20 protein-coding genes are annotated in these 22,209 nt (G+C 61.1%); 4 read left to right on the top strand and 16 right to left on the bottom strand.

The genetic code is table 11. The features are described 5' to 3' along the window. Positions 1-20: 20 nt before the first annotated feature. The 4 genes from OOZ51_RS21060 to OOZ51_RS21045 all read left to right on the top strand — a co-directional run bounded on the left by OOZ51_RS21060 (position 21) and on the right by OOZ51_RS21045 (position 3,088). The gene (locus OOZ51_RS21060) at positions 21-146 is read left to right on the top strand and encodes a DUF4082 domain-containing protein (protein WP_265981860.1); all 126 of its coding nucleotides are present in this window, start codon (positions 21-23) and stop codon (positions 144-146) included. A 25-nt stretch (positions 147-171) separates the two neighbouring features. Continuing rightward, positions 172-477, top strand: a complete 306-nt coding sequence (locus OOZ51_RS21055) for a hypothetical protein (RefSeq protein ID WP_265981856.1) — start codon at positions 172-174, stop codon at positions 475-477. A gap of 104 nt (positions 478-581) precedes the next feature. Continuing rightward, positions 582-2,267, top strand: a complete 1,686-nt coding sequence (locus OOZ51_RS21050) for a WecB/TagA/CpsF family glycosyltransferase (protein ID WP_489667156.1) — start codon at positions 582-584, stop codon at positions 2,265-2,267. Next, positions 2,264-3,088, top strand: coding sequence for a glycosyltransferase (locus tag OOZ51_RS21045; RefSeq protein ID WP_265981855.1), 825 nt, complete (start codon positions 2,264-2,266; stop codon positions 3,086-3,088). Before OOZ51_RS21050 ends, OOZ51_RS21045 begins: the two co-directional genes overlap by 4 nt. Before the next feature lie 115 nt (positions 3,089-3,203). On the opposite strand, the gene OOZ51_RS21040 is transcribed toward OOZ51_RS21045, so the two are convergent. The 16 genes from OOZ51_RS21040 to OOZ51_RS20965 all read right to left on the bottom strand — a co-directional run. After that, the gene (locus OOZ51_RS21040) at positions 3,204-4,673 is read right to left on the bottom strand and encodes a glycosyltransferase family 4 protein (protein ID WP_265981853.1); all 1,470 of its coding nucleotides are present in this window, start codon (positions 4,671-4,673) and stop codon (positions 3,204-3,206) included. A 154-nt stretch (positions 4,674-4,827) separates the two neighbouring features. Further along, the gene (locus tag OOZ51_RS21035) at positions 4,828-6,144 is read right to left on the bottom strand and encodes a hypothetical protein (protein ID WP_265981851.1); all 1,317 of its coding nucleotides are present in this window, start codon (positions 6,142-6,144) and stop codon (positions 4,828-4,830) included. 63 nt (positions 6,145-6,207) lie between these two features. Continuing rightward, complete coding sequence (gene epsE, locus OOZ51_RS21030) at positions 6,208-7,506, bottom strand: exopolysaccharide biosynthesis GT4 family glycosyltransferase EpsE (RefSeq protein ID WP_265981849.1); 1,299 nt, start codon at positions 7,504-7,506, stop codon at positions 6,208-6,210. Then, complete coding sequence (locus tag OOZ51_RS21025) at positions 7,503-8,330, bottom strand: chain-length determining protein (RefSeq protein ID WP_265981847.1); 828 nt, start codon at positions 8,328-8,330, stop codon at positions 7,503-7,505. Before OOZ51_RS21025 ends, epsE begins: the two co-directional genes overlap by 4 nt. Then, entirely contained in the window at positions 8,327-9,619 is a 1,293-nt protein-coding gene (locus OOZ51_RS21020) for an O-antigen ligase family protein (RefSeq protein ID WP_265981845.1), read from the bottom strand. Before OOZ51_RS21020 ends, OOZ51_RS21025 begins: the two co-directional genes overlap by 4 nt. A gap of 167 nt (positions 9,620-9,786) precedes the next feature. Beyond that, positions 9,787-10,623 carry a hypothetical protein gene (locus OOZ51_RS21015; RefSeq protein ID WP_265981843.1) on the bottom strand — a complete coding sequence of 279 codons (837 nt, stop codon included), beginning with the start codon at positions 10,621-10,623 and terminating at the stop codon, positions 9,787-9,789. A gap of 428 nt (positions 10,624-11,051) precedes the next feature. Continuing rightward, positions 11,052-11,963 (bottom strand): DUF6492 family protein, encoded by a 912-nt coding sequence (locus tag OOZ51_RS21010; protein WP_265981842.1) that lies wholly within the window; start codon positions 11,961-11,963, stop codon positions 11,052-11,054. 62 nt (positions 11,964-12,025) lie between these two features. Continuing rightward, positions 12,026-13,210 carry a glycosyltransferase family 4 protein gene (locus tag OOZ51_RS21005; RefSeq protein WP_265981840.1) on the bottom strand — a complete coding sequence of 395 codons (1,185 nt, stop codon included), beginning with the start codon at positions 13,208-13,210 and terminating at the stop codon, positions 12,026-12,028. A 3-nt stretch (positions 13,211-13,213) separates the two neighbouring features. Next, complete coding sequence (locus tag OOZ51_RS21000) at positions 13,214-13,387, bottom strand: hypothetical protein (RefSeq protein ID WP_265981839.1); 174 nt, start codon at positions 13,385-13,387, stop codon at positions 13,214-13,216. Continuing rightward, positions 13,384-14,940 carry an oligosaccharide flippase family protein gene (locus OOZ51_RS20995; protein WP_265981838.1) on the bottom strand — a complete coding sequence of 519 codons (1,557 nt, stop codon included), beginning with the start codon at positions 14,938-14,940 and terminating at the stop codon, positions 13,384-13,386. The genes OOZ51_RS21000 and OOZ51_RS20995 overlap by 4 nt, the downstream gene beginning before the upstream one ends. 48 nt (positions 14,941-14,988) lie before the next feature. After that, entirely contained in the window at positions 14,989-16,113 is a 1,125-nt protein-coding gene (locus OOZ51_RS20990; protein WP_265981836.1) for a DegT/DnrJ/EryC1/StrS family aminotransferase, read from the bottom strand. A gap of 62 nt (positions 16,114-16,175) precedes the next feature. Beyond that, positions 16,176-16,853: an acetyltransferase gene (locus tag OOZ51_RS20985; protein WP_265981835.1), complete on the bottom strand. Its 678-nt coding sequence runs from the start codon at positions 16,851-16,853 to the stop codon at positions 16,176-16,178. A gap of 3 nt (positions 16,854-16,856) precedes the next feature. Further along, positions 16,857-18,002 (bottom strand): DegT/DnrJ/EryC1/StrS family aminotransferase, encoded by a 1,146-nt coding sequence (locus tag OOZ51_RS20980; RefSeq protein WP_265981834.1) that lies wholly within the window; start codon positions 18,000-18,002, stop codon positions 16,857-16,859. Next, entirely contained in the window at positions 17,999-18,997 is a 999-nt protein-coding gene (locus OOZ51_RS20975) for an NAD-dependent epimerase/dehydratase family protein (RefSeq protein ID WP_265981832.1), read from the bottom strand. The genes OOZ51_RS20980 and OOZ51_RS20975 overlap by 4 nt, the downstream gene beginning before the upstream one ends. After that, on the bottom strand, positions 18,994-20,061 hold the full coding sequence (locus OOZ51_RS20970; RefSeq protein ID WP_265981830.1) for a Gfo/Idh/MocA family protein: 1,068 nt from the start codon (positions 20,059-20,061) through the stop codon (positions 18,994-18,996). The genes OOZ51_RS20975 and OOZ51_RS20970 overlap by 4 nt, the downstream gene beginning before the upstream one ends. Positions 20,062-20,368: 307 nt before the next feature. Continuing rightward, positions 20,369-22,209: DUF4082 domain-containing protein (locus tag OOZ51_RS20965; protein WP_265981828.1), on the bottom strand; the 1,841-nt coding region annotated here is incomplete at its 5' end.

The following is a 22,209-nucleotide window of genomic DNA, read 5'->3' as shown; positions in this document are numbered from 1 at the left end:
GCTCCGCAGACAACGCTCCCCTGCACGGCCTGGCCAGCGGAACAGACGGACCCAACGGCGTCTACCGCTACGGCAACGCCGCCTTCCCCACCGACAGCTACAACAACACCAACTACTGGGTCGACGTCGACTTCACAGCACCGTGAGTGACGGAAAGCCAAGGAGACTGGAGTGCTATCTCCTGCTTCAAACCGGGACCCGGTGGTGATGGCCAAGCTCGCGCATCTGGGAATTCATAGTCACGCCGGAAGTTCCTGCTCTGCTGAAGAGGCGATATCCAAGTCCGCCAGAAATGCCATCGATGTTCAGCTGGGAGGTTCTGGCATCCATGGAGACCTCGAAGTGGAGAACTTCCGCACGGACGCGGACAACAATATGGCGAAAGATCAAAGCGTCGCCCTAAGTAGAGGAACGGCAAACTTCACCGCCAAAGCTGAATGCTTTTTCACTCTGACCGGCACACTCCCGAAGGGATAGGCTCCATGTCAAATTCAGCGCTGTTTTTCCTGTCGAGGGGGACCTGGACAAGACCTCAAGTGCGGGACCACGAGGCCGCTCAGACGTCTCTAGGAGGAGCATTGGTGGACTTGATGCCATTCGATGATGCCGTCCGCGCCACTATCGCCCGGGCGACCGAAAGCAGGGCTCGGCCGCTCGGAGTCATTTCCGCGAATCTGGACCATGTTCACCATTTCGGCCAAGGTGGCAGATGGGAAGGCTCCCTTGATTCCGGAACCGACGTGGAGTGGCTAACCCTCGTAGACGGCGCCCCCCTCAGGGCGCAGGCCCGGCGCCTGACCGGGCGGGACTGGCCCCGGCTGGCTGGCAGCGACCTCATCGGGCCGTTGTTGGACAATGCTGCCGTCAACGGGTGCCGGGTAGGCTTCCTCGGGGGAACAACACAAACGCAGGAGATGCTCAGGAACAAGCTAGCCAAGGAACGGCCGGAACTTTTGGTTGTTGGCTGGTGGTCTCCCGACCGTCAAACGCTCGCGGACGCAACATCATCGGGAAATCTCGCCGACGAGGTGGCCGAGGCGGGCGTAGATATTCTTGTAGTGGGGCTCGGCAAGCCGCGTCAGGAACTTTGGATCGCGCAGCATGGGGCAAGATCCGGAGCCAAGGTCCTGCTGGCTTTCGGTGCAGTGGTCGACTTTCTTGCAGGACGTGTCCGTCGCTCGCCTGGATGGGCTAGTCAATGCGGTTTGGAATGGGCGTGGCGCCTTGCCTTGGAACCGAGACGGCTAGCCCGCCGTTATCTGGTCGACGGTCCGGAGGCGTACCTCTGGCTGCGCAGACGTAGCCAGACGATCATCAAGCCCAAGGCAGGCAGGTTCCTGCCTGTGGAGGAGAAGGCAGACGTGGCCGTCGTCGTCGTGACCTACAACAACGCCGCCGATATCGGGCCGCTGATCGCTGGCCTTCGAGGTGAGACAATCGGCCAGACTTTGAAGGTGATCGTTGCGGATAACTCCTCTTCAGACGGAACACTCGAGGAACTTGCCAAAAACCCCGACGTCATCACCGTTCCCACCGGGGGAAACCTGGGGTATGCGGGCGGCATCAACGCCGCTCTTCAGCACGCCGGTCGGGCCCAAAGCTTCCTCATATTGAATCCCGACGTGCGGGTCGAACCCGGAGCTGTGGGCGCGCTGCGATCCCGGATGAGCACCACCGGCGCGGGGATTGTTGTCCCCGTACTGTTGGATGAGGACGGAAGCACTTATCCCTCGTTGCGCCGCGAGCCATCGATCGCGCGCGCCTTCGGGGACGCTTTGTGCGGCAGCCGCCTGCGATACAGACCAGCCTGGCTCTCCGAAATGGATTTCGACGAAGAAAGCTATCTACACCCCCATCGGGTGGAGTGGGCAACTGGCGCAGCGCTCCTCATCAGAGCGCAGACGGCGGCTGTGGTTGGAGAATGGGATGAACGGTATTTCCTCTATTCCGAAGAGACCGATTTTTTCCGGCGGGTTCGGGACAACGGTGACACCATCTGGTTCGAGCCCGCTGCTCGGATTCGACACCGACGCGGAGGGTCTGGTTCCTCGCCTGCTTTGAACGCACTGATGGCAGTCAATCGTATTCGTTACGCCGAAAAGCACCACCGTGGAGCCTACGCCGCAACGTTCCGCGTAGTCGCGGCAGGAGCTGAACTCATTCGCCTCTTCAAGCCCGACCACCGTGAGGCCGTGCGCGCTGTACTGAGCCGGAGTCGCTGGGAGCGCCTGCCAAAGGCAACCGCCGGCTCTGAAATCGGCTCATGACCTTCCCCGCCGGCGCAGTCATCATTCCGGCCCACAACGAAGTGAGTGTCATCGGGCGGACACTCACTGCCTTGAAGCCCGTTCTTGCCGCCGGGAGCGTCGAAGTTATCGTCGTGTGCAACGGCTGCAAAGACGATACCGCGAAGATCGCCTCGAACTTTGCAGGGGTGACTGTTCTCGACCTGCTTGAGGCCTCCAAAGCGGCCGCCCTCAATGAGGGAGACCGGGTGGCCACCCTCTGGCCTAGGCTGTACCTGGACGCCGACGTTGAGATCAGCCCCAAAGCAGTTGGCAAAGTGTTCAGAGCTCTGTCCGACGGCAAGACGCTCGCCGCTCGTCCTTCATTTCGATATGACACCGATGGGGCGTCAGTTCTAGTGCGTGCCTATTATGCTGCACGCTCCAGGCTCCCCGCCACCAAGACGGCTCTCTGGGGCGCTGGCGCTTACGCGATGAGCGAAACCGGGCATCGACGGATCGGAGCTTTCCCCCGTCTTACCGGCGACGACCTTTACGTCGACAGGATGTTTGCTGCGAATGAAAAGACGGTTCTGAATACAGAGCCAACAATCGTTCGCACACCACGAACTGTTGCTTCGCTGCTAGCGGTCTTGCGCCGGGTCTACGGTGGGAATGAACAACAGGACCCGGACTCCAGGTCTTCCGCGCGCACGTTGAATGAACTTCGGCAATCGGTGAAGGGACCGAAAAGCGTTTTGGACGCTCTCGTCTACGTGACCTTTGCCCTTTGGGCCCGTCGACAATGGTCATCGTCGGAGACCGCACGGCTCCGCTGGGAGCGGGATGAAAGTAGCCGTTAGAACATCGCCGCCGGCCTCACCGTTTGATGCACGGATGGCAGGGATACCCCGGCGGCGCACCCTCACGTAGACCGAGGCTAATTGTGCATCATCTGCGCCCACCGATTTCGTAATTTCACCGGTCCGCCCTCCCCAAAATTCGCGTCAATGCGATGGGTTCCCCAGCCGCCGCCGCCTTCAGAACATGTGCGTGCCGCTGGAGGCACAGATCACCATCAAATCTCTCCGCGGCGTCCGACGCCAAACTCGGTCGAGACAAACCCCAGGTGTGATCCCGCGCGAAGGAGACCATTGCCTCCACAAGTTCTTCCTGGTTGCTCTGGCGCCGGAACCGGGCTGCCGTCATGCTGTCCCAATCCACTTCCAATGGGTTCCCCAGCGGGTTCGCCACGAGCAGACCCCACTCGGGGCGGTCGGCCAGCTGTTCACGGGCACCGCCGACTTCGCTCACAATGACCGGTATTCCCGCGATCAGCGCCTCCATCGAGGAGAGCGCCCACCCTTCGAAAAACGAATCAAGAACGAAGCCATCGGCGGCCGAGAGAAGTACGCCGGGGTGTGGCGAGTGGTCGCGCAAGTGGAGCCGACCGCCATGGCGCATTTTGCTCTTAAGGCCCGCAACTTGTCCGGCATATGCGGTGTCGTCTGGCCGCCCGCAAATGAGCAGGTGCGCCTCCGGTACTGCATCGGCGACCCGGGAAAACGCGCTTGCCAAACCGTACGTGTTCTTTTGAACGCAATGACGTGAGAGCGACACGAAGAGATGCTCGTCGCTGAGTCCCATCATCTGGCGTGCTTGCTCCCTGGGCATCGTTTGTTGGCGCTGGGCCTGCAAACCATTGGGAATGGTGACAACCGAGTCAGGATCGCACTGATCGTCGATCGCCAGGTACTGCTTGCGAACCATTTCGCTGACGCTCACTAGACCCGCAAGTAACTCGCGGCGACTCGCAACCTCGGAAGGGGCGGCGTTGAATTGGTTATGCATGCCGTGGAGCGTTTCTATAGTAGGGACCGAGCATGCCGCCGCCGCCGTAAGAACCCACTCTGGTGCCCCGTGAACGCTGAGCACATCGGGACGCCAATTTCGGATCCAAGTTCCGCAGTTTTCTCTATCGAGATCGACCACTTCGACTCCCTCCTCACGGAGAACTCGCCCGAGCCGCCCCGGCGTGCTCGAAGTATCGATTGGCGCATGCAGAACTGCGACGCGGAGGCCGAATTGGGGTAGTCCCCTCGCCAAGAATGCGACGACCTCGTCCATCCCACCAGCATCTAGCGACTCGGTCGCGAGCAAGCATCTAATCTCAGTCCCGCGGTTGTCCCGCGGGCGCCGACCGCTTCCAGCCTCCCTATCTTCGTCGCGCTCTGGTTCGGGCCAGCGCACCGGAACCGCGTCGGGCCCGTCTACGAGAGGTCGCGACCAGTCCTCGACGATGGCGATGTCCGCAGTGATCGCACGGCCCAGCATTCCACGCATGCGTCGCTTGAGCCGTGTCGGAACTAAGGTGGAATTGCGTTGCGCGAGCAACAAAAAGCGAGCCATCATCGCGTGCCAGTTGGGATGCCAAAACTTGATGATCATGAGGGTTCCTCCGACGTGCGAAATCGCTTCGGGAGCCACTGGCCCGGACGGGACGGTAGCGAGCAGGGCGTAAACCTGCGGTGTTTCACGGATTGAGTGTGGAAGCAGCTTGTCATCCCAACCATCTGACATCCCGATGTAAGGCCGGACGCACCTAGAAAGACACCCGGTACGTGTGATGAGAAAACTCGTTGTCAAAAGTGTCACTGAACGTGTGATTGGTTACCGTCAGGGTTCGATTCTCACCTACGACTTCGATCGTTGATCCGTTAATCTCCGGCGGCATGGCGAATGTCTTAACGCCGGAAGTCTGTCCCAGGCCAATATCGGCAAAAATATAGGCCGATCCGCCATACGCTTTGAGCATCGTGTCCGTCGTGGTGTTGAAGCGAAATTGATAAGACTGCGTGTTGATCACGGGTGCAAGTGACTCAATTCCGGCGTTGATTGCCTTGAACCGGTCCAGCCTCGCCTGATCGCAATCGACAAGAGAATAAAAGCCACAGGTCTGGCCGTTGTTGTGTTGAAAGTAGGCAAGTCCCCGGGCTTCATGGATGATGGCAGACCACGCGGCACCCTCGACTTGATCTGGTGTGATCGTCAAGGATCCGGCATCGATGAGCAGCGGCATCGCTGCCTCGACAAAGATCCAGTTGGGGTGCGCTCCGACGGGATTCTGATAGGCGCGCATGCGGTCAGCCAGCCAACCGTACGAACCGGCCGATACCGGATTGGCCCCCACTGGCCAGTGAGGGGAATGCGTCATCTGACTATCCACAAAGGGACTGGTGTAGGCGTACTTGTCAACGCTTGCCACATCCACGACGTTCATGAGTCCGGCCATGGATCCTTGTGCCCAGTAGGTATCCAGGATTCCGTTTGAGTAATTTGCCATTGTGAAGCGACCATCGCCAAAGGCGCGAACTCGATTTACTCTATTTGTCTGATCAGCGAGGTTTGCAGCCGCATCTGACCCGGTGCAGCCGATGCCAATGTCGCATTCATCGGAGATGAACCAGCCAATAGCATTGGGATCAGTTCCGACCTCCTTTTGCGTCCACTCGTCCTGTGGCATGACGAATAGACCTTGGCTCGTAATGCTGGAAATTGAGGACCCGTCATGCTCGGCACCCATGTAATTGTTAATCCCTACGGATTTCAATGCAGCTGCCTGTTCCGGTTTCCCCATGAATACCGATATCGGGAAGAATCCAGGATTGCTCCAGCCGGCAGCATCGGCCTTGGGAAACTTCTTCCAGTAGTCCGGACCCCCCTCCCACGGAATCGTTGGCATGCCAGAGAGCGGGTTCGGCGCGGCGGCGGACGATTGTGCGGGCCCTAGTTGAGCGCCGAGTAGCGCGCCGGCGGAAACGGCTGCCGCCACGAGTGCGGCCACCGCAACCGGTCCAAACCTGACCCGACGTGTCTTGCACCGCTTGATCGGCACTTCTGGATGATCGTTTCTGAACATAGGAACTCCAACATTCTCTTGTTCCGATTTTGGATTTCACTGGTCGAGCTCAGTTCAAAAGAACTAATCCGAAGTTGCGGTCTGGGCTGAGGCCGTTGCACGAATCAGGCCCGCGAGGACCTCGGCGCTTCCTTGGTGGCGGAACGATGTTTCCACTCGGTTCCGCCCTGCGTTGCCCAGCTTCAGGCCGAGGCTGGGACTCTCTTTGACTTCCAGTATCGAGTCGGCCAACCGCTTTGGACTCCCGGGCTCGACGAGCAATCCGCTAACCCGGTCTTCCACCAGTTCCGCGACGCCGCCGGCACCGGTGACAACAACTGGAACGCCCATCGACATCGCTTCCATGATGGCAACCCCGAGGGGCTCCGCGTGGCTGGCCAAGGTAAAAACATGCGCCCGTTTGAGTTCCAGCCGGACGGCAGCAGCCGGCACGGCGCCGAGTAATCGGACTCGATCATTAAGACCAAGCGAATTCTTCAGCCTCTCGAGCTCCTGGCGATAGCCAGCACCGCCGGCCTCGTCTTCACCCGCTATCGTCAGCTGCACGTCGGCACCGCTCCGGACCATCCGATGCATGGCACCCAGGAGAACGTCATGGCCTTTGCTCGGATTCAAACGGCCGCAGGAGAATATCCTGAATGGGCCTTCACCCGACCACGGCTCATAGGGTTCATCTCTACTGAATTCACGCACGTCCACGCCCATCGGCGTAACTTCAACGGCCCCCGGCAAGCAAGGCCCCAGCGAAACCTCGACTTCGCGTCGCAATCCCTCGGTGATGACAATTGCAAAGGCTGCATGCGCCCATTTCAGCTGCTGATTGCGTCCATAGTCAGTGAGCGGGCCATGGAGCGTCAAGCTGTAGGGCAACCCGGCGACGAGATTTGCGTACATGGCAACATACGCAGAATTTCCACACGAATGGACGTGGACATGCCGCCAGTCTCTGTCCCGGGCAAGGGCAGCGAGGCGGACTCCTATCACTACCCAACCGACCTGACCCATGAACGCCCTTAACTGGCCTCTGGGGCGTTCGAATTGTGCTTCTTCCTGGAAAGCTGTACGGGCAACCCTGAGGATGCCAGCCACTGCCCGCGGTGACATCCGCAGAAGCTCGCCGGCGGTTGCTACGAAGTCGGCCAAGGAAAAGGGTGCCAAATAGGTCGTGATCCCGTGTGCTTCGTCGGCCCATTCCTGGGTCGCCGATCGAGCCGTGGGGCTCCGTGTGGAGACCACATCCGGTGAAATGTGCAGTTGCTTCAACACGCCCAGTTCCCGCCAGAAGAAACCGTGTGTCTGGCCCGGAAACTCCGGGACAAGGTAGCCGAACCGGAGTTCGGAGTCCACGTGCATCTCGCTCATCTTGCGAGCTCGGACAGTCGTTGGCCATCATCGGAGTCCGTTGCTCGTGGGCGTAGTGGTTCAGCGGCCGGGCCAAGGCCGGCGTTGGCGCCTAATGGCTGCCGCTGCTCTGAGGAATCCACAGGAGGCTTGCCCCCCCTTCTTTCCCTCCTTTTCGTTTCAACTGCCGGAGCGCGTCCTCCGCGGCGATTTCGGGACACCGAGACTGAGTGGGCGATCGATACCCCGCCGAACATGAGCACAACCCCGGCAAGGAAAACAGCAATGAGCGATCGTAGCCGGCTTGAGAATTGCTCCGTTGCCTTGTCGGGAGGAGCCACGAGGATCGAGGAAAACAGGTAGGAATCGTCAGCACCATTAACTTTTTGCGCATCGTGAAGATCCTTTTCCAGCATGCTCCCTAGAGTGCGCGTGGTTGCAAATGATTTCTCCGGAGTGTCAGCGATCCCTGTGATATCGACCAGAAAACCGTTGATGCCCCCGACGCCGCGGCTGACCGTGTAGTCGGAACTGAGCCCCTGCTCTTTCAGCAGGTCGGCCACGGAGCTGTCGTTGAGCCGAGTGAGGAGTACCTGAACAATTAGTGATGGATCTGAAGAACGTAAATATGGATTCTTGCTGTTGAGTTTCTCGAGTTCAGGATTCTTCGCAATATCCAGTTGCGTTGGTATGTCCGGATTTATCATGGCGTAGGTAGCGGATGATTGGTATGACCGGGGCGCAAATTGGAATACATACAGTGCCGAAGCGAGAGTCAAAAGGAGTATGGGTATGGAAACGAGGCGGTGCTTCCAGAGTGTTCTTATGACTTCTGTCGGGTTCAAGGAAGGCCTCCTGGCGACTTGTGATTGCCCGGAATACCGGTGACGGATCGTGCCGTTTCCAGGATGGTTGCATCGTTGATTCGGGTTTCAAGCTTTGTCATGTTCCAGGCGGCCCCGCCCAACCCGACGAGGACCGGATATGTGAGGGCAAAAACGGGGAAGGACATGGAGTCGAATGTCAGCGAGCAAATTCCTGCCACGAGACCCCCAGCCCCGACCGCCCCGACGAATGACTTCAGCTGCGGCGTCCGAGATGCCCGCGCGGCCAGTATCGAGGTCACGCCGGGAACAAACAGGTAAATGATCATCGCGATGAGACCCACAAGCCCGAGCGTCACCGCGGCATTCAGGTATTCGTTGTCAAGAATGTGGATGGCAGTGTCCGCCACGTAATTGCCCGGTCCCGCTCCAAGAATCGGACGGTGCATCACCATGGCCTCGACTCTGGGATAGTTGTTCGTTCGGGTCGAAATGGACGGATCCGTGCCCGATGAAGTTATCGTTCCCGTAAGAGTGCTCATGAGTCCTGGAACGCTCACGAAGAGGCCGGCAAGAGCAATCGGGGATGCAACCAATGCCCAGATGCGTGGGGTCGCTGGAAGGAACGGTATGAATACCGCGATACCGACAACAAGGCCTAGGACTCCTGAACGGGAAACCGTTGACGCAATCGCAAAGATCAAGAGAATGGTGCCAAGCAATTTGTAACCGATCCATCCCCGTTTGTCGTAAATTAGTCGCCAGATGGAAAGGGGCAGCAGCATCGCGGAAACTACCGCCAGTTCGATCGAGTGGAAGGTGCTTCCTGCAACGCGCAGAAGCGCACCTCGTGACTGGAACGGTGTATCCCCACCGTTGTAGGTGAAACCAGGCATTACATATTGGAACCAGTCCATGGGATTTATTCGAAAAACGAACTGGATTACTGCGACCAGGCAGCAGAAAAAGGCCCCGGCCAGAAGCGCTCGTATGAGGACCATGGCGTCTGAAAGGGTGCGGATGACTTCGCCGATAACGAGGGCTATGCCCGCACTGGCCATCAGCAGGATCAGCCAGCGATCAGCCGAAGCCCGCGCCAGCTCTGTGCTTCCCCCAGTGATTCCCGCGTAGAGAGCCGCGTAGGAAGCACAAGTTGCCAGGAACAATGCAGCCAACGCCATGCGTCCGGGATGCCGGATCTTCATAGGGTTATGAAGCCCGAACAGAACTGAACAGATCCAGAGAACGAAAATGAGAACGGCCAGGATCATCGGTACCGTGCCAGCTGCGCCAATGGGCTTGAAAACCATGGCCGATGGAAAAAAGAAAATGCAAAAGGCGACGGTGCGGACAATGAAAGGCACTTTCCCGGCGCGCGCACTGTCAGAAGAAGCATCGAAAGTGCCGAGCGAACCGATGGCCGGGTTTTGATGTCCGCTCGCGCGGGAAGGTGGGTGGGTTATCAGTCGATGCTGACTCAAAGCGCACCCCCCGTAGCCATTCGGAGGCGATTCGTTGCTGGTACATAACAATGACGCTCGATCTCCTGAATAACAAGACTGGCCGGGTTGTGCCAGTCCGTCCGCTTGGCTTCGGCCATGAGCCGGGCCCTACCCTCGATGTCCCTTGAATTGACAGCAACGGAAAGGCCGTTGGCGATTGCCGCGGGGCTGGGCGGCACCCATATCGCGTGCGGCGAGGACAGAACCGCCCGCGAGAACGGGTGGTCATTCATAATTGGCACGTTTCCGGCAGCCATCAGTTCCTCGGCTACCAATGTGATATTTGTGAAGGAAAGAGCAACACTTGCAATTGTCCGGTTGTAGAGAAGATTGAGCTTGGATGGACTCAACGAACCATGGTTGGTGACCGGAATGGTCCAGTCCAATGCTTTGTCCCCGAATACGTGTATTTCCTGCTCCGGGTGCCGGCGATGAAAGTCCTCCAATCCCAGCTTGGCTAGAAGATACCCACGCCGATCCACGTTTCGTTTGGCGTAGTAGACAACCCCGCTTCGCGCTGCCGAGGACGTATTGTGCGGAAGGAGCTTGTACTCGGTGGTATCGCACCCGAATGGAACTGTGATGTCAGCAACGACGCCCAATTCGTGGGCAAGGGTGGAGGCGACCATCTCGCCGAGGGCAACGTTGACGAACCCGAACCGGTAAGTGTCTTCCGCCAAGGCATAGAGGGCACCTCTTGGGTAGAAGTATGGTTCGTAGTCCTGGATGAAGTAGAAGCAGTTCATCGTGCTGGGGGCCCGATTCGCCACGACATGCGCTGTCCCCCACGAGCTGGCCACGAGGGCGTTCATGCCGTCGAATCCTTGCGTTGCGCCGCGGATTCCTGCTCTGATCCCTGGCCAATGCCGCCGTATGACCTGCTCATGGCGTTCAACGTCATCAGAGTTGCGGTCATAGAGAAACAGCGTGCATTGGTGACCCTGCTGTTCTGCCGCCGCGACCATGCGGAAGAGTGTTGTATGGCCCCCGGACCCGGGTCCCGGCGGAGCGCAAACCCACCCGATTTGCAGTGAGGCGTCGGTGCTCTGAGAAGGCTCGCGACGTCCAATGTCGGTTGAATCCACAAGGTCCTCGACCCTCAAGGGAAGTTCTGCCCCCATGAGATCGAAACGCTCATTCATCTTTTGAGCCGTTCGGCGCACTACTGCCTTGGCAACTCCGGAAGGTCCAATGCTTCGCACGCGCCGCCACAGATCGACGGGGGAAGGATACGGCGGGGTCACCGGGCACCTCCACTGGAGTTGCTGCGGCTGACCGCAAGATAGTCTTCATAGTCGATGAGGGCCTGAGAACGTACATCCTGGGAAATACCGGACTTGGCGGAAATCATTACAGCCAGGGCATCGGCGGGCCTCGAACGCAGCATCGTGCCGATCTCCGCCGCCGTCAAGGGTGCCTCTTCGGAGTAGTTGATGCTTTTCATTCGGGGCGTGGCCGCTGGAGGGCCGCCAAGAACTTCGTCTACGTAAGTCCCGTAAAGCATCATCTCGGAGAAGTGGAGTTGCGAGGCTACGGCGGACTGCCAGGACCCTCCCTTGACCCGTTCAACGTGTTGGAGCATGGAGCGGACAATCTTGGGATCCCAGACGCACGGCCAGCAGATGTAGTCCGTCAAGTCACCGGGGTCGGCAGGCCCCAAACCCAGAAGGCCCCTTGCTGATTCGAGCCACATGCGGTGCCGGGGCAATCCGGAATGGACTGCTCCCGGATTGCGGTACATCTCCAAATTCCCGTCCTGCCGGAACGAATCCAGGTCAGTCGGAGCGACCATCACCATGTCGGAATCAACGAGAAGTACGGCGTCGGCCTCAAGGTTGGCGGCTGCGGACAACTTGATTAGCTGTTGGGCAATCCAGCCTCTTACCGGCGGCCACGGACGTGAGCCGTTGACCCACATGTTGAGGCCAGGAAGCTTCCAGATTGACGCCGCAAGAAATTCGCTGGCTTCGTGAATCACGGTCCTTTGGTTCAGCAGCATTCGAAATACTGGACCGTCTTGTCGTGGTACCACAATGTGATGTTTGACATTTTCGGGCATCCATCGAAGAACCGAGCGGTTAAGTTCCCGGCACAATTCGGCGTCCTTGCGGTAGCTCGGTGTCAGAACGGCGAGCTCTCGTCTAGATTCCATGTCTCCTCCACTGCTGCCAGCGATGACCGGAAGGTCCCGAGCCGGGTACATCGGTCCCATTTTCACGGCGTATTCTCCCTTCTTTCGACGAATCGGCGGCGTGCATGGGCCAACTCCAAAGGAGCATCCCTGCACCATCGCACCAGGCGATAGTTGCGCAGTGCTTTGTCATAGGTCGCGGCCAGGCGCTGAGCCATAGCGGGAAGGCCGAAGTTCAGTTCTGCGAATTCGCGGCCGAAGCTACCCAGCTCCTCGCGACGGGCGTCACTTTCAAGCAAGGGCTTGAGGCTCCCAACCAGCGCCTCGACCGGGTCGCGCATGGATTCCGGGCTCCAGAAGCTGTTGCGGAAGAGTTCCTTGGCGGATTGCGGCGTAAAGGTCTTGAACCAGCCTGATTCGCCGGCGACCACCAAGGGTTTGCCAAATGAGAGGCTTCTGGCAGCCGAGCCACCCATGCCGATCATCACATCCGCCGCCGCATATGCGGCTCTGGGGTCGGCCATGGGGCCAGCCAATACAATTGCGCGCCGCCCCTGCTCCTCGTTGACTTGCTCTGCCAGCTGGCCAAGCCCTTCCCTTGCGTCACCAGTCCCGACGATGACCAAATCGACGGTAGGGCTGCCGATCCTGCCGATGGCCCGAATCGCGCAGCGGATACCCATGGCCTTCATTTCCTCGTCAAGGCGGGTAACCATGACCACCCGTAGGTTCTCCGGGTGAAGCCCCAGTCTTTCCACGAACCCCCTCGCCGAGACCCTCCGTGAATCATCACGGTTTACGTCCACGGGAGGGCTGATTAGTTCGATACCGCCCGGCCTAGTGGCGAGGTCCTCTTCGAGGTACTTGGTGCCGACGATCAGTCCAGTGTTCCGCGGCGTCATCGGGTCGACAGACATTTCGTAGACCGTCAGGACCAACGGTCTGCGCCCCAATAAGCAGGGCCCCCACCACGCCGGGCGCGACGTCCAGGAGCCGTAGACGTGAATAAGGTCAGCCTGGTGGTCCTTGGCTAGCCGGGCCATCGTTCGGGCGCCGCCCATCGTGCTCGTCGGGCGCTCAAATTCACCAAGCTCAACTCCGCGCTCAGCCGCCACGTCGAAGAGGGAAGGACCCCGAGGCAACGTGTCTGTCGGTCCAAAAAGGACTGATTCGTATCCGTAATCCCTTACGGCAGCTGCCAGATCGACCGCGTTGATCTGGGTGCCACCCAGGGCGAGGCTGTTGAGCTGAACAAGGATTCTGGGCATGGTTCACATCGTCCTTTTCGCCTCATCGCGCCGGTATCGTGGTTGACGGCCGGCAAGGTCCTTGGCGCGGATCCGGCGCCGGAGGGTTTCAGGCAGCAGGTACACCAGCAACGGGAAAACCAGAGAGGTCGCGGGGTCCAGTGGCTCCGGAACCGGATAGATGATCCCGACTCTCATGCTGGATTCCTCGATTTCTTGGGTCGGCGACTAGGCAGAAGCCGAATTTTCAGGAGAGAACGAGCCTTGACGGGCGTCAGGGCCGCAAGCGCTTGACGGTTCAAGGAGCCGAAGATGGTGGCTCCGATGAGGGCGCCGATGACGAGTTGGAGCAATGCGCTATCGATCTGCCGTGTGGCCAACCAGGCCACCACGGCCGCTGTCAGGGCCGTGATAGCGGGACGGCCGACAGCCTGAAGCAGCCTCCGGAGTCCAAGTCCAGTCGATCGCCGAAGCGCAAAGATGTAAACAGGGGTCGTGACTGCCCCGATGACGACGATGTGTGCGACCGCCGCTCCCCCGATCCCGCCCATGCTGATGCCTAGCGGCAGCGCCGGCATGAGGGCAGCCAAGGCACAGACCTGGACTGCGAACAGGACCCCCGTCCGGCCCGTCGCGATGATGATGTTCGCTAGAAGGAGGCCCAGGATAAAGAGCGCTCCGTACACGGCCAGGATGGAAAGAACGGGCGCGGCCGCGTGCCACTTCGGGCCGTAGATCGTCGACACCAGGGGACCTGAAAAAGCACCAAGGAATGCTGCCAGCGGGAATGCCACCAAGGCGACCGCACGGGCGCCGTGGGCGACGGCTGCCGCGATATCCCCGCCGTCGCGCCGCACGACCGAGATGCCAGGCAACACGAGTCCGTTCAAGATCGAACCGATAACCGCCGTTGGCCACATGGCGATGTTGAAGGCAAGAAAGTACACACCCAACTCGCCCACACTCATCATCCTGCCAATGAACAGATAGTCCGCGTTCAGCAGTATCTGGCTTAGCAGGTTCGCGCCGGCGAGCGGCAGACCGAAGGCAAGGAGCGGTCGCAAAACATCCAGCTGGACGCGTGGCCAGAAGGGAGCGCCGGACCTCGCCATCATGATGCCGCCCATGATCACCTGGCCCACTATCCTGGACCAGGCGAAGGCTTCAGGACCGCTGCCGACCGAGGCGAGCAGAAACAAGGTGGCGCTGCCGGGTACGAAGGCAATGGCTGATGCCCAAAAGACCACGTCCTGCCGAAACTGGCGTTGCAGCAAGGCACCAGGGACTGCGACCGGTCCGATCAGTGCCACCCCGATTGCCATGATCCGGATAGCGGGACCGGCTTCTGCACTACCGAGCGCCCCGGCGATATCGTTGGCGAATATTGCCATCGGAACCGCCAGCATGAGGCTGCTACCGATCGATACTGCCGCCACAGTTGGCGCAATCCTGCCCACATCGAGGTCCGAGCGGGCGATCGCGGACGCCACACCAAGTTCGGCAAGGTTGACGATCAGGGCGTGCACCGTGACAGCGAGGGTAAATATGCCAAGATCCCGGGGGGAAACAATTCTCGCAACTACTGCCATGAGGACGATGTTTCCCAGCCGGAGGAAGATCGTGCCACCCGCTGACCACAAGGCTCCGCGTTTCAGGGCCGAAGTGAGAACGGCGCTCTCCGTCGGCACCGTCATAGCGAGACGGGGCAAGGAGTCCTCGTTGATTGACCGCGTTCCGGAATCAGAAGTCATGTCCGTCGCCTAGGCAGTCCGCGAAATGGGGTGCGTCCACACACGTCTTCATCGGGACGCCCCGAGGACCGCGGTTGACAGTGCTCCAGCCACATATTCCTGCTGCTCGACAGTGATGTGCGGGTAGATCGGCAGCGAAAGCATGGTGTCGGCTGCGCGTTCTGCGACCGGGAAATCACCACGGCTGTAGTCCAGTTCCCGGTACGCCTGGCTGAGATGGAAGGGAACTGGGTAATGGATGCCGGCACCGATACCAGCAGCCTGCAGTTCGTGCAGAACCCGGTCACGGTCATCGATCCGGATGACGTAGAGATGCCAGACGTCAACGTTTCCAATGGCGCTGACGGGAAGTTGGACGCCGGGCAGCCCGGACAGCAGGGAGGCGTACCGCTCAGCGGCCTCCCGCCGTCGCTGGTTCCACCGGTGCAGCCGCCGCAGTTTGGCATTCAGCACCACGGCCTGCACCGTATCGAGCCGGGAGTTCAGCCCGATGGCCTCGTGCTCGTACCTGACCCGGCTGCCGTGGGAGCCAAGCAGACGCACCCGGGCGGCTACTTCAGGATCATCGGTGGTGACGGCCCCGGCGTCCCCCGCGGCACCGAGGTTCTTGCCGGGGTAGAAGCTGGTGCCAGCGGCCCGGCCCAGTGTGCCGGCGAAGCGTCCATGCCGGGTTGCACCCTGCGATTGGGCGGCGTCCTCCACAACGGCCGCCCCGCACGACGCCGCCAGGGATTCCAACCGTTCAACCGGTGCGGTCTGGCCGAACAGATGGACCGGCACGATAGCCTGGGTCCGCGGCCCCGCTGCTTCTGCAGCACGTGCAGGGTCGATCAACAGGTGGACCGGATCCACGTCCACGGGGACCGGCGTCGCGCCGATCCGCGAGACCGCCTCTGCGGTGGCGATAAAGGTGTTGGCGGGAACAATGACTTCGCCGCCCGGGCGGACGCCGCATGAGCGCAGGGCCAGTTCTAGCGCGTCCGTACCGTTGCCCACACCTACGCAATGGCCCGCTCCCAGAAATCCCGCATAGGCCTTTTCAAATTCGGTCACTGCTGGGCCTCCAATGAAGGAGGTCTGGGCGAAGACTTCCTTCATGCCGATTTCGACCTCGTCGGCGATTTCCTCCTGTTGGGCCCCCAGATCTACAAGCGGGATCGTCGGAAAGTTCATGATCGGGACCTTTCTGCCGCGATTCTGTGGTTCATCATGCGAATACTCGGGCCTGATGGTTTTCACGCTTCTCTTCCTTCCGCCGGATCTCCCGACACCAACTGCAGCCCGTCATAGAGTTTTTTTGCAGGGACGCCGGCCCACGTCTCGCCGGCTGGGACGTCTTGAAGCACTGACGCCCCCATGCCAATCACGGCTTCGGCGCCTATCGCGAGCCCTTGGCGGATGCTGGAGTTCATGCCCAGATAGGCGGCACGCCCAATACGCACACCGCCCCCCAATGTCACTCCGGCGCACAGCGTCGCAAAGTCCTCCACGGCGTCGTCGTGCGTCAGCGTCACCTGCGGCATCGCGACAACGTGTGCCCCCAGAGTGACGTCAGCCGTCAGCACGACGTTGCTCAGCAGGATACTTCCGTAGCCGACCGTGCATCCGGGCGGCACCCGCACCCCAGGGTCCAGGACCGTTGCGAAACGCTCCCGAGTGATTCCCTGATGTGCCAGCCGCTCCGCTATCTGCTGCCGCCCGGTTCCAGAACCGACGCAAATCAGGAACTGGGGGTAGTTGTACAGAGCGGCCTCCGCGATGGTGCCCAGGACGTTTACGCCGCCGACAAGCCTGCCTTGGATGACGGAGGAGTCGTCGAGGAACCCGACCACGCGGTACTGATCGGAGCCCCGGATGATGGACAACACTTCCCGGGCCAACCCACTGGCAGCGATCAGCATCAACTCCTGCACGGTTCACCTGCCCCCGGCTACCGCGGCACGCACGGAGTGGATGACTCTTGCCTGTTCCGACTCGGTCATCTGATGGAAAACCGGAAGGATGAGCGTGTTGTCCGTGAGGCGTTCGGTGACGGGGAGCGGAGCCGTCCCGGTGTCTCTGCCTCGATATGCCGGCTGACGGTGAGCTGCCATGATCCCCCGGCGGGCTGATATTTCGTCCGCGGCCAGGTGCGCGAGCACGCCTTCGCGGTCGACGGCGGATCCGGGGAGGATTTCCAGCCAGAACGACTGGAAATTGCTGGTACCCCAGGAGGGATCCTGGACCCCGCGGATCCCCTCGAGATCCGCAAACTGCTTGCTGTACTCGGCGGCAATGTCCCGGCGTCTGTGGACCACCTGCGCCAGTTTGCCTAGCTGGACCAAGCCCACGGCGGCCTGCAAGTCAGTCATCCGGTAGTTGAACCCGACTTCCAAATACTCCTCGGCGGGCGCCAGCACGGAAGCATGGCGGGCGCTCGCGGAGAGATTCATTGAGTGCTCGCGCAGCTGGCGTGCACGATCGGCCCAACCAGGGTGCGGGGTAGTCAACATGCCCCCCTCGCCGGTGGTGAGGATTTTGCGGGGGTGGAAGGACCACGCGGTCACGTCGGCGCCCGCTCCCACCGGCCGGCCCTTGTAGCTCGAACCTGCGCCGCAGGCTGCATCCTCGATGACGACAATACCGAGCGGGTCGCAGAGTCGGCGGATGGAATCCAGATCAACTGGAAGTCCACCCTGGTCCACAGCGATGACAGCCCTAGTGCGGACCGTCAACGCCGCGAGGACCGTTTCGGCGGTGAGGTTTCCGGTGGTCAGGTCAACGTCGGCAAAGACCGGCCGGGCGCCTACATAGGTGGCGGCATTGGCGGTGGCGATAAAGGAGAACGACGGAACGACGACGTCGTCGCCCGCGCCGATGCCGGCAACCACGAGGGCGAGGTGCAGCGCCGTCGTGCAATTCGAAGTGGCGACCGCGAAAGGAGCCTGTTGGCTGCTCGCGAAGGCCGATTCGAATTCAGCAACCCGGGGCCCTTGTGCCACCCAGCCGGACTCGATCGTTGCACTTACGGCAGCTACCTCCTCGGCACCGAACCACGGCTGCATGACATTGATGCGGGTCATGAGCCCACCCCCGCGGTCCGCGTGGCTGCAATCTCCGCGCGGAGCGGTTGCCACCACTTCACTAGTTCGCGAAGCCCATCGTCGAGGGGAACCTCGGCAGCAAAACCCAGGTCCGAGCGGGCCGCTGAGACATCGGCCAGTCTGCGGCTGACGCCGTTGACTGCCCGTTCCGGACCATGCTCCACGGAAAGGTCCGAGTCCATTGCCCGCAGCAGGGACTCCGCGAGCTCCAAAAGGCTTGTTTCGGTTCCGCTGGCCACATTGTAGACGCCTTCGTTGAGGTCGCTGGAGGCCGCAAGTACGTTGGCCCGCGCAATGTCGGCGGTGAATACAAAGTCCATCGTCTGGCGCCCGTCGCCGAAAATGAGTGGTGGTTGGCCGTCCGCAATCCGCTCCATCCAACGCACCAGCACTTCGGTGTAGAGCCCGTGGACGTCCATTCGCGGACCGTAGACGTTGAAGTAGCGCAGCATCAGGTAGTCCAGTCCGTACATGGCGCGGAAGCTGCGCAGCATGCCTTCGTTGAAGGATTTAGCAGCACCGTAGAAGGTGTCGTTGTTGTGGTGGTGATGCCGTTCATCGGTGGGGAAGCTTTCCGCCAGGCCGTAGACAGAGGCGCTGGACGCTGCAACAACCTTGTCAACCTTCTGCGCAACGGCGGCTTCGAATACATTGAAGGTTCCGTTGACCAGGACCTCCAGGGCCAGCCGAGGCTCCTCTGCGCACTGGGTGATTCTGATGGCCGCCTGGTGAAATACCACGTCTTTGCCCCGGGTCACATCGTGAACGAGGTCGCGGTCACGCAAATCGCCCTCCACCAAAGAGACGCGGCCGCTGCCCAGCGCATCGCTCAAATTGTCCTGACGCCCGCGCACGAGGTTATCCAGTACGTCGACGTGGCCCGCTCCGGCTTCGAGGAGCTGATCCACAATGGTGGACCCGATGGTCCCGGCACCGCCTGTGACGAGAATCCGTGCTCCGGCTAAATTGCTCAAGCTGTCTCCTCAAGCTGCAGTTCGGCACCATCAACCAGGGTGGTGCGGCCGTCCTCATTCAGGCTCCGCGAAACGGCCTCCAGGACAGACAGGACGCGCAAGCCGGCCGATCCATCGGTGCGCGAGGGCCTGTCTTCACGGATGCTGGCTGCGTACTCGCTGACCATTTGGGCGAGCGGTTCATGCTCGGACAAGGCCGGGGACCAAGTGTCTCCCAGCCGGTATGAGATGGTTGCCGCCTTCCGGTTGGCGCCGTCGGCAGATTGGTGCTGGAGGTTGACGCCTCGATCGTAGAGGCTCAGCCGCTGCTGAGGATTCAGATCATCCCAGACCAGCGTCCGCCTGGATCCCCCAATGACCATCTGGCGGATCTTGGTTGGGCTGAGCCAGTTGACGTGGACGTGCGCCAAGCCTCCGGCCGCCAGCGGGAAGTTCAAATGACCTACGCAGGCCCGGCCGGCACCGAGTGGGTCGGCACCGTGGGCCGACACATGGGCGGGCTGCAGCCCTGCAGGAAGGATGAAGTCCAGAATCGAGAGGTCGTGCGGGGCGAGGTCCCAGAAGACGTCGACATCAGGCTGCACCAGGCCAAGGTTGATGCGGACGGAATCGATGAAAAGAATGTCCCCCAAGGCCCCGTTGGCGATCAGTTCACGGATCTTTAGAGCAGCCGGCGTGTAACAGTAGGTGTGATCGGCCATTAATACCAAACCCTTTTGCCGGGCGAGCTCCACCATCTCCTCGCCTTTTTCTCGACTGTCCGCAAGCGGCTTCTCGACCAGCACATGTTTTCCCGCGAGCATTGCCGCCAGCGCGATCCTGTGGTGGGTTCGTGCGGGTGTCGCGATAGCGACCGCGTCGAGATCCGGCCAGGCCAGCAGCTCATCCAGATCCGTCACCACGGGTACGTTGCCCACCTGTTCCGAGACATTCATTGCCCGGCCGGCATCGAGATCGCAGATGGCCGCAAGGTCCCAGTCCGCGCTGCTTTTGAAGTTTCGGGCCAAATTCGGTCCCCAGTATCCGGCGCCGATCAGCGCAACTCGAAGCTTCCTGCTTGTCATGGTGATAATTCCCTCCGTATTACCGGCCAAAGGAACTTCAGGCTATGAAAGATCGGCCCCCGTCACACGAGTAACTCCCACCTATCATTTCCAGTCGACAACACTTGCAACGGCCGCCGTCGTACCTGCACAGCACTCGAGTACTCCTACCTGCCACATCCAACCAACAACACGTGGAACCGCCGCAAACACGCCCGTATCGCCCGGCGGCCGGGCACGCTTTCCCAGCGCCTAAGGACCGTCCAGAAGCCGTCCGTCACCCACCAAGGAAGTAAACGAAGGTGCTGTTAGTGAGATACCCCGCCTCCTAGGGCGCATTGAAGACGACGTCGACCCAGTAGTTGGTTTTGTTCCAGGTGCTGGTGGGGAACGCGGCGTTGCCGTAGCGGTAGACGCCGTTGCCGCCGTCGACGCCGTCGGCCAGGCCGTGGAGGTATCCGTTATCGGTTCCCTGGTTGAAGAAGCCGCCGGTGGCCGCGTAGTACCCGGCGGAACTGAAGTAGGACACGATGTAGGTGGTGTTGGCGCTGATGGTTATCGGGGTGGAGAAAGTGGCCTGTTGCCAGCCGGAGGTGCTTTCACCGCTGAAGGTGACGCTGCCCAGCAGGGAGCCGGTGCCGGACCAGAGGTAGCCGGTGTGGGTTCCGGTGTCCTGGCTGGACTTGTAGAAGCGGACCGAGGTGATGGTGCCGGCCACGTCTGAACGGAACTTCGTACCCAGCTCAAGAGCCTGGCCGTCGTTCAGGCCGGTGCTGGCCGGGGTGGCGCTGGCGGCAAAGAGGCTGCAGGGGCACACTGTCGCGGCGGCGGTGGTGAAGGACCAGCTGTACGGGCTGGCCATGGTCTGCCCCGTGCTGTTGGTGGCCCCGCTGACGGTAGCGGTGTAGGTGGTCCCGTAAGCCAGGGCCGCGGACGGGGTGAAGGTCGAGGTGTTGGTGGCACTGTTGTAGCCCACCGTCCCGGCCACCGAAGCGTTGGCGGCGTCCTTGAGCGTGAAACCGACGGAACCGGCCGTCACGGCCTGGTTGAACGTTGCGGAGACCGCGGCGTTCACCGCCGCCCCCGTCGCCCCCGAAGCGGGCGACGTCGAGCTGACGGCCGGGGCCGGTGGTGTGTTCGTCGTTGTGAAGACGACGTCGACCCAGTAGTTGGTTTTGTTCCAGGTGCTGGTGGGGAACGCGGCGTTGCCGTAGCGGTAGACGCCGTTGCCGCCGTCGACGCCGTCGGCCAGGCCGTGGAGGTATCCGTTATCGGTTCCCTGGTTGAAGAAGCCGCCGGTGGCCGCGTAGTACCCGGCGGAACTGAAGTAGGACACGATGTAGGTGGTGTTGGCGCTGATGGTTATCGGGGTGGAGAAAGTGGCCTGTTGCCAGCCGGAGGTGCTTTCACCGCTGAAGGTGACGCTGCCCAGCAGGGAGCCGGTGCCGGACCAGAGGTAGCCGGTGTGGGTTCCGGTGTCCTGGCTGGACTTGTAGAAGCGGACCGAGGTGATGGTGCCGGCCACGTCTGAACGGAACTTCGTACCCAGCTCAAGAGCCTGGCCGTCGTTCAGGCCGGTGCTGGCCGGGGTGGCGCTGGCGGCAAAGAGGCTGCAGGGGCACACTGTCGCGGCGGCGGTGGTGAAGGACCAGCTGTACGGGCTGGCCATGGTCTGCCCCGTGCTGTTGGTGGCCCCGCTGACGGTAGCGGTGTAGGTGGTCCCGTAAGCCAGGGCCGCGGACGGGGTGAAGGTCGAGGTGTTGGTGGCACTGTTGTAGCCCACCGTCCCGGCCACCGAAGCGTTGGCGGCGTCCTTGAGCGTGAAACCGACGGAACCGGCCGTCACGGCCTGGTTGAACGTTGCGGAGACCGCGGCGTTCACCGCCGCCCCCGTCGCCCCCGAAGCGGGCGACGTCGAGCTGACGGCCGGGGCCGGTGGCGCGGACACGGTGGTGAAGGTCCAGCTGTACGGGCTGGCCATTGTCTGCCCTGAGCTGTTGGTGGCCCCGCTGACGGTGGCGGTGTAGGTAGAGCCGTAGGCCAGGGCCGCGGACGTGGTGAAGGTCGAGGTGTTCGTGGCACTGTTGTAGCCCACCGTCCCGGCCACCGAAGCGTTGGCCGAATCCTTGAGCGTGAAACCGACGGAACCGGGCGTCACGGCCTGGTTGA

The sequence above is a fragment of the Arthrobacter rhizophilus genome, assembly GCF_026241105.1.
Classification (GTDB): Bacteria; Actinomycetota; Actinomycetes; order Actinomycetales; family Micrococcaceae; genus Arthrobacter.
The sequence above is the reverse complement of the archived record's forward strand: the minus strand, read 5'-3'. Positions and strand labels throughout refer to the sequence as shown.